The sequence below is a fragment of the Hydrogenophaga sp. genome (genome assembly GCF_051007235.1).
In the GTDB taxonomy this organism is placed as follows: Bacteria; Pseudomonadota; Gammaproteobacteria; order Burkholderiales; family Burkholderiaceae_C; genus Hydrogenophaga.
Map to the genome: position 1 here is coordinate 1 of NZ_JBPCSJ010000359.1, position 7,490 is coordinate 7,490.

The window sequence follows — 7,490 nt, forward strand, 5'->3', positions numbered from 1 at the left end:
AAATTAAAGTGGGCGAACTGCTTCTTCGGGACTGGCCAGCTAAGGCTTGGTACGTTGTTTGATTACGCAAAGAACGAAACTTATGGAAAGGCGATTCACGATCGGCATGAAGGCTACTATGTTTACCGCGTTCCAAAAAGAAATTGGAAAGATGGTGTACCCGAAGTACGCTTCGTCATGGCAAGAAATAATTTACTGCTCTGCACAACCACAGATTATGATGTGCACTATTACCAAGAATTTGATGCCAATTGTTGCATTAGAATAAACTCGTTGGATTTTTTTGCCGAGATTGATGCCGTGCTTGAGCCTAGGTTTACCAACCTGCTTCTACGCAAGGTTATTTATTACGACAAAGGGCGATGGGATTGTGTGCCTGATTATGAGGATTTTGCAGGGGTGATGAAGGACGTCAGTTTCGCCCCTCAACGAGAGGTGCGAGCATTGTGGGAGCCTGTTGAATACCCATTTAGGCGCGATCATTCGTTGCGACTGGCACGAGATGCCGATGAACCTAAAAGCCCACTGGATTTTGATGAACCCCTAAAGGAATTTCCAGAGGGGGCTTGGTATCAGAAAATCATTGCTGAAGAATGGGAATGGCTAAAGCCGACCACAATATTCGCACCTAAGGCAATAAGACATTGCGACCTCATTCGGCCGTAAATGCCAGTCCACAGACTCGTAAATTCATGCAGTACTGATCTGCATCGGAGGTCAACGCGGCCGCTGTAGCGACCGAGGTAACCTCAACTCCTGTGACAAACTCGCCTGCTTCTTTGAAAATCGGGCTGCTGGCGCCCCTTGGGACATGCGAAAAATCATCGCGCGGCGGGCTACTGGGTTAGGTTTTGCCCTTTTCCAATCTTTTCGCCGCCAGAAGAGGCACAATTTTGGACTGACAAGTGGGCGCTATCTGCTTTCTCGCCACGCCCGACACAAACGGGTTAACTTCAATAAATCACAATGTACAAAGCGATTCAATACACTCTTCTTGTCGTGCTATCGCTAATTATTGGTGCATCAGTCGATTTTCTATACTTGCCTTCAAAGCACGGAATCCCGATAGATGTCAATTCAATGAGTGCAGGCTCGCAGAAGATATTGAAGGAGCAACCCAAGGGAGTCCCGCTTTCACAAGAGCAGTTGAAGGAAATCAAGCACCTTGAAGATCAGAACGGAAGCTGGTCGATCGGCGAGACCCTGCTTGCCGAGTTGATGCCGCAATGGTGGTTGATTCTGTCGATTCTGGCGTGTGCTTTGTTCATTGCGTGGCGATTGGGGTTCGGCATTGCATATGCTGTTTCAGGTGCTTTGCTGTTTGGGGTATGGCTGTCCACATGGCTTTTTTGATTTGGGGCACTCAACGCCACGGTGCGGACCTGCAGCCTGTTCAGCACTTGTCCAGTCCGCTCTAGCCACTTCGGGGGGGCCCCCACCCCTGTGGCAAACTCGCCCGCTTCGTTGAAAACCGGGCCGCTGGCGCCCCTTGGGACATGCAGAAAATCATCGCGCAGATCGCGCAGGAGATCAGGGTTGAGGCGCGGCAGGTGCTGGCCGCGGTGGAGTTGCTGGACGGGGGGGCGACGGTGCCCTTCATCGCCCGCTACCGCAAGGAAGTGACCGGCGGGCTGGACGACACCCAGCTGCGCGAGTTGGAGTACCGCCTGGGTTACCTGCGCGAGCTGGAAGACCGCCGCGACACCGTGCTGAAGGCGATTGACGAGCAGGGCAAGCTGACCGACGCGCTGCGCGTGGCCATTGCCCAGGCGCCGACCAAGCAGGAGCTGGAAGACATCTACCTGCCGTTCAAGCTCAAGCGCCGCACCAAGGGGCAGATCGCCCGCGAATTCGGTATCGAGCCGCTGGCCGACAAGCTGTTTGCCGACCCGACGCTGGACCCGATGGCCGAAGCGGCCGCCTTCACCAAGCCGCCCGAGGTGCTGGACGACGGCAAGCCGGGCGCGGACTTTTCGACCGCCGCGGCGGTGCTGGACGGGGTGCGCGACATCCTGAGCGAGCGCTGGGCCGAAGACCCGGCACTGGTGCAGGGCCTGCGCGAATGGCTGTGGGCCGAGGGGCTGCTGCAGAGCAAGCTGGTGGCGGGCAAGGACGAGAACAACGCCGACGTGGCCAAGTTCCGCGACTATTTTGAATACGACGAGCCGATCGGCCGGGTGCCGTCGCACCGGGCGCTGGCGGTGTTCCGCGGCCGGGCGCTGGAGATTCTGGACGCCAAGCTGGTGCTGCCCGAGATGCCCGAGCCGGGCAAACCGAGCCTGGCCGAGGGCAAGATCGCGCTGCACCTGGGCTGGAGCCACCAGGCGCACAAGGCGGACGACCTGATCCGCAAGTGCGTGGCCTGGACCTGGCGCGTGAAACTGAGCCTGAGCACCGAGCGCGACCTGTTCACCCGCCTGCGCGAGAGCGCCGAGGCGGTGGCGATCAAGGTGTTTGCCGACAACCTGCGCGACCTGCTGCTGGCCGCGCCCGCCGGCCAGAAGGCCGTGATGGGCCTGGACCCGGGCATCCGCACCGGGGTGAAGGTGGCCGTGGTGGACGCGACCGGCAAGCTGGTGGCGACCAACACGGTGTTCCCGCACGAGCCGCGCCGCGACTGGGACGGCGCGCTGCACACGCTGGCGCTGCTGTGCCGTCAGCAAGGGGTGCAGCTGATCGCCATTGGCAACGGCACGGCCAGCCGCGAGACCGACAAGCTGGCGGGTGACCTGATCAAGATGCTGGCCAAGGCCGGCATCGAGGGCGTGCAGAAGGTGGTGGTGAGCGAGGCGGGCGCCTCGGTCTATTCCGCCAGCGAGTTTGCGGCGCTGGAAATGCCGGACGTGGACGTGAGCCTGCGCGGTGCGGCGTCGATTGCCCGCCGCCTGCAGGACCCGCTGGCCGAGCTGGTGAAGATCGACCCCAAATCCATCGGCGTGGGCCAGTACCAGCACGACGTGAACCAGAGCGAACTGGCCCGCACGCTGGACACGGTGGTGGAAGACTGCGTGAACGGCGTGGGCGTGGACCTGAACACGGCCAGCGTGCCGCTGCTGACCCGCGTGTCGGGCCTGTCGGGCTCGGTGGCCAAGGCGGTGGGGCGCTGGCGCGAAGCCAACGGCGCCTTCAAGAACCGCCAGCAACTGCTGGATGTGACCGGCCTGGGCGCCAAGACCTTTGAACTGGCGGCGGGCTTTTTGCGCATCCGCGATGGCGACAACCCGCTGGACATGACCGGCGTGCACCCGGAAACCTACCCGGTGGTCGAGCAGATCATCGCCAAGACTGGGCAGCCGGTGGCCAACATCATGGGCCGGGCCGACATGCTCAAGACGCTCAAGCCCGAGCTGTTAGCCAAAGAGAAGTTCTGCTTGATCACTGTATAGGAAATCATGGGCGAGCTGGAAAAGCCGGGCCGCGACCCGCGCCCGGACTTTGCGGTGGCGCGCTTCAACGAAGGCGTGGACGACATAGCCGACCTGCGCGAAGGCATGGTGCTGGAGGGCACGGTGAGCAACGTGGCCCAGTTCGGCGCTTTTGTGGACCTGGGCGTGCACCAGGACGGCCTGATCCACGTCAGCCAGCTGAGCCACAAGTTCGTCAATGACGCGCGCGAAGTGGTCAAGACCGGCGACATCGTCAAGGTCAAGGTGCTGGAAGTGGACGCGGCCCGCAAGCGCATCAGCCTGACCATGAAGCTGGACGCCGCGCCGGCCCGCAAGGACGGGCCGCGCGACAACCGGTTTGAGCCTTCGCGCGGCGGCCCGCGGGGGGGCGGCAACCACGGCGGTTATGCGGGCGGGCAGGGGGGTGGCCAGCGCCAGCCCGAAGCCGGCGGCGCCATGGCCTCGGCCTTTGCCAAGCTGCAGGGTCTCAAGCGCTGAACTGAGCCGTGGCCAGGCCTGCTTCGTTGGGCTTGGCTGGTCTGGCGGGCCTTCCGGTTTCACGGGGCGGAATCGGGCGGCGAAAAAGAGGGCTTTCCCGGGCTTCAACGGGGGTTTGTGGGCCTCAAGTCGGGCGTGCAGGGGTCGATACAGGAGGAAACCCGAGAACCGGTCCTTCCACCCGCCCACCATGCAACTCGAAGCACTGCTCAATTACCCGCGCGCCCTGCCGGCCATGCCCCGTGCCGTCACCGACCTGCTGGGCGAAATGAACAAGGAAGACCCCAGCCCGAAACGGGTGGGGCAGCTCATCGGCCACGACCCGGCGCTCACCACCCGGGTGCTGCGCCTGTCGAATTCGGCGTTTTTCCGGGTCAGCCGCAAGATCGGCAGCGCCGACGAGGCGGTGGCCATGCTGGGCATGACCCACGTGCGTTCGCTGGTCATGGCGGCCGCGCTGGGCGCGAGCTTCAAGAACGTGCCGGGCGTGGACCTGCGGCAGTTCTGGCGCTACAGCCTGCGGGTGGCCGAGATTTCCCGGTCGCTGGCCGGGGTGCTGCACCAGAACCAGGGCAACGCGTTCACCGCGGGGCTGATCCACGCCATCGGCATCCTGGTGATGCACATCGCCATGCCCGACGTGGTGGCGCCGCTGGACATGGCGACCCCGCCTTTTGACCTGAACCGCGCCGCGGCCGAAAAAGCCGCCTTTGGCTACACCTACGCCGACGTGGGCGCGGGCATGGCCGAGAAATGGCAGTTCCCGCCCGAAATGGTGAGCGCGCTGGCCAACCAGGTGGAACCGTTCGAGGGCGAGGCCTACGACCGGCTGGGCGGCATCCTGCACCTGGCGTCGTGGCGGGCGCGGGCCGAAGAAATCCAGCTGGACGACCAGGGCCTGGCCGCCACCTTCCCCGACATGGTCGGGCTCACGCTGGGCCTGGACCTGGACAGCGTGCTGGGCAAGGACCCGTCGGAATGGTCGTTCAGCCAGGCGCTGGGCGCGTTCACCGACTGAGTTGTCTCAAAAAGATGCATTCAAAAGCACTCAAGTCCCAGCCGCGACAGACGATGAAACAGTCTCAAGCCCGATCCGTTGATTGACCCATCCCCGAGAGGCCGCCCACCATGCACATCGACAAACTCCTCAAGCAGCCCAACGCATTGCCGTCGGCGCCCAAGGTGGTGCGCCAGCTGATCGAGACCTTCCAGCAGGAAGACGTGGACATCATGCAGGCGGCGGCCTACATCGAGTCGGACCCGGTGCTCACGGCCAAGCTGCTGAAAATGGCCAACTCGGCCTTCTTCGGGCTCAACCGCAGCGTGACCACGGCCAAGGAAGCCATCAACGTCATGGGCCTGATCAAGGTGCGCGCGCTGGTCATTGGCGCTGCGCTGGGCGACGGCTTCCACAGCCTGGGCAGCGTGAACCTGGGGCAGTTCTGGCGCTACAGCCTGAACACGGCCAACCTCTCGCGTTACCTGGCACTGCCGATCAAGATCGACGAGAACACCGCCTTCACGGCCGGGCTGATCCACGGCATTGGCGAGCTGGTGATGCACACCGGCATGCCCGAGGCCATGATCGACCTGGACCGCAGCATCCCCATGCTGGACCTCAAGCGCGCGCGCGCCGAGCGGGGCCTTTTTGGCTATTGCTACGCCGACGTGGGCGCTGCCCTGGCGCGGGAATGGAAATTCCCCAAGAAGATGATCAATGCCATCGAACACCAGGTGGCACCGTTCGACAACGACGTGTACGAACCCATCGCCGGTGTGATCCACATCGCCAACTGGCGCGCCCGGGCCGAAGAGCTGTCGCTGGGCAGCCAGGGCCTGATCAACACCTACCCCGACTCGATCGGCCTGGTGCTGGGCGTGGACCCGGACACGGTGATCGGCGAAGAGATCCCGGCGCTGACCCGCATCGCCGCCGCCGAGCAGGCCGAAACGGCGCACTGAACTGGGCCCCCACGCTCCGCCGCTGGCGCGGGTCGCTGCCCCCACGGGGGCTGTTTCGCCTTGGGGCGGCCCAGCGGCGAAACGTAGGCTCCCACGCTCCGCCGCTGGCGCGGGTCGCTGCCCCCCGCGGGGGCTGTTTCGCCTTGGGGCGGCCCAGCGGCGAAACGTAGGCCCCCACGCTCCACCGTTGAAGCAGGTCGCTGCGCCACAATCGCAGTCCATGTCTGCGACCCGATCCGCTCTCCGTCTCTACGCCGGCCCCGTGGCCCGGCGCCACATCGAACAGCACGGCCTGCGACCGCAGGATGTGGGCGTCATCCCCGCCGCTGCGGGCGGCCCCAAGGGCCTGATCCTCGGCCCGCTGGACCGCTTCATTTTTGGCCACTGGCTGCCACAGTCGGCCCAGCCGGTGCACCTGGTGGGCGCGTCCATCGGTGCCTGGCGCATGGCCACGGCCTGCCTGGACCACAGCGTGGCCGCCTTCGAGCGGCTGGAGCGCGACTACATCGCCCAGCACTACGAACTGCCGCCGGGGCACAAGCGCCCCTCGGCCACGCAGGTGAGCGAACAGTTCGGTCAGAGCCTGCGGCGTTTTTACGGCGGCCGCATCCCCGAGGTGTTGCAGCACCCGCGCTACTGGCTGCACATCGTCACATCGCACGGGCGCCACGTGCTGGGGCGCGAAGGCCCGGTGCGCACCCCGCTGGGTTATCTGGGCGCCTTCGCCGCCAACGCGCTGCACCGCAAGGCCCTGGGCGCCTGGCTGGACCGGGTGGTGTTTTCCTCACCCGCGGCGGACGGGCTGCCGTTTGACACCCGCGACTTCCGCACCCGGGCGGTGGCGCTGAGCGAAGCCAACTTCATGGACGCGCTGCAGGCCAGCTGCTCGATCCCGTTCGTGCTGCGGCCGGTGCACGGCATTGCCGGCGCGCCGCCCGGCGCTTACTGGGACGGCGGCATCACCGACTACCACATGCACCTGCGCTACCAGCCCCCGGCCGCGTCACCGCTGGTGCTGTACCCGCACTTTCAAAAGGCGGTGGTGCCCGGCTGGCTGGACAAGGTCTGGAAGCACCGCCACCGCAGCACCCCGGCGCTGGACAGCATGCTGGTGCTGGCACCCGACCCCGAATGGGTCAAGACCCTGCCCAACGCCAAGCTGCCCGACCGCAACGACTTCACCCACTACGGGCCCAACCTGGCCGCGCGCATGGCCGCCTGGAACGGCGCGGTGGGCGCGGCCCGGCGGCTGGCGGACGAGTTGGCGCAGTGGCTGGAGCGGCCCGACATGGGGCGGATCGAGGCACTGTGATGGCAGGGCCGGGCAGGGCCGCGGGATAATCCGCGCCATGGAATCCGCTTCGCGCTACCTCACCGCCGCCCTCTACAAGTTCGTCGACCTGCCGGACCACGAGGCCCTGCGCGAGCCGCTGCTGGCCTGTTGCGAGGCCAACGCCGTCAAGGGCACGCTGCTGCTGGCGCGCGAAGGCATCAACGGCACCATCGCCGGCCCCGAAGCGGGCGTGCGCGCGGTGCTGGCCCACCTGCGGGCCGACCCGCGCCTGGCCACCTTGCAACACAAAGAGTCGTGGGCGGGGCCCCCCCCCCGCGCCCCCCGGCCGGGGCGGGGGGGGGACCCCAACG

At 65.0% G+C, this 7,490-nt stretch carries 5 protein-coding genes and 2 pseudogenes; all 7 read left to right on the plus strand.

The genetic code is table 11. The features are described from left to right. Positions 1-666, plus strand: a 666-nt coding sequence (locus ACR2JA_RS12910; RefSeq protein ID WP_434009487.1) for a hypothetical protein, incomplete at its 5' end; no start/stop codon positions are given. Positions 667-966: 300 nt separating this feature from the next. After that, complete coding sequence (locus ACR2JA_RS12915) at positions 967-1,353, plus strand: hypothetical protein (protein ID WP_434009488.1); 387 nt, start codon at positions 967-969, stop codon at positions 1,351-1,353. Between the two features lie 143 nt (positions 1,354-1,496). After that, positions 1,497-3,884: pseudogene (locus ACR2JA_RS12920) on the plus strand (Tex family protein). Positions 3,885-4,074: 190 nt separating this feature from the next. Next, entirely contained in the window at positions 4,075-4,902 is an 828-nt protein-coding gene (locus tag ACR2JA_RS12925; protein ID WP_434009489.1) for an HDOD domain-containing protein, read from the plus strand. A gap of 110 nt (positions 4,903-5,012) precedes the next feature. After that, positions 5,013-5,846 carry an HDOD domain-containing protein gene (locus ACR2JA_RS12930; protein ID WP_434009490.1) on the plus strand — a complete coding sequence of 278 codons (834 nt, stop codon included), beginning with the start codon at positions 5,013-5,015 and terminating at the stop codon, positions 5,844-5,846. 220 nt (positions 5,847-6,066) lie between these two features. Continuing rightward, positions 6,067-7,158, plus strand: a complete 1,092-nt coding sequence (locus ACR2JA_RS12935; protein ID WP_434009491.1) for a patatin-like phospholipase family protein — start codon at positions 6,067-6,069, stop codon at positions 7,156-7,158. A 37-nt stretch (positions 7,159-7,195) separates the two neighbouring features. Next, positions 7,196-7,490: pseudogene (locus ACR2JA_RS12940) on the plus strand (hypothetical protein); the annotation flags it as partial.

What these genes read in the sequence shown, in the direction of transcription:
- ACR2JA_RS12915 (WP_434009488.1), top strand. Translation starts at nt 967, where the DNA reads ATGTACAAAGCGATTCAATACACTCTTCTTGTCGTGCTATCGCTAATT.
- ACR2JA_RS12925 (WP_434009489.1), top strand. Translation starts at nt 4,075, where the DNA reads ATGCAACTCGAAGCACTGCTCAATTACCCGCGCGCCCTGCCGGCCATG.
- ACR2JA_RS12930 (WP_434009490.1), top strand. Translation starts at nt 5,013, where the DNA reads ATGCACATCGACAAACTCCTCAAGCAGCCCAACGCATTGCCGTCGGCG.
- ACR2JA_RS12935 (WP_434009491.1), top strand. Translation starts at nt 6,067, where the DNA reads ATGTCTGCGACCCGATCCGCTCTCCGTCTCTACGCCGGCCCCGTGGCC.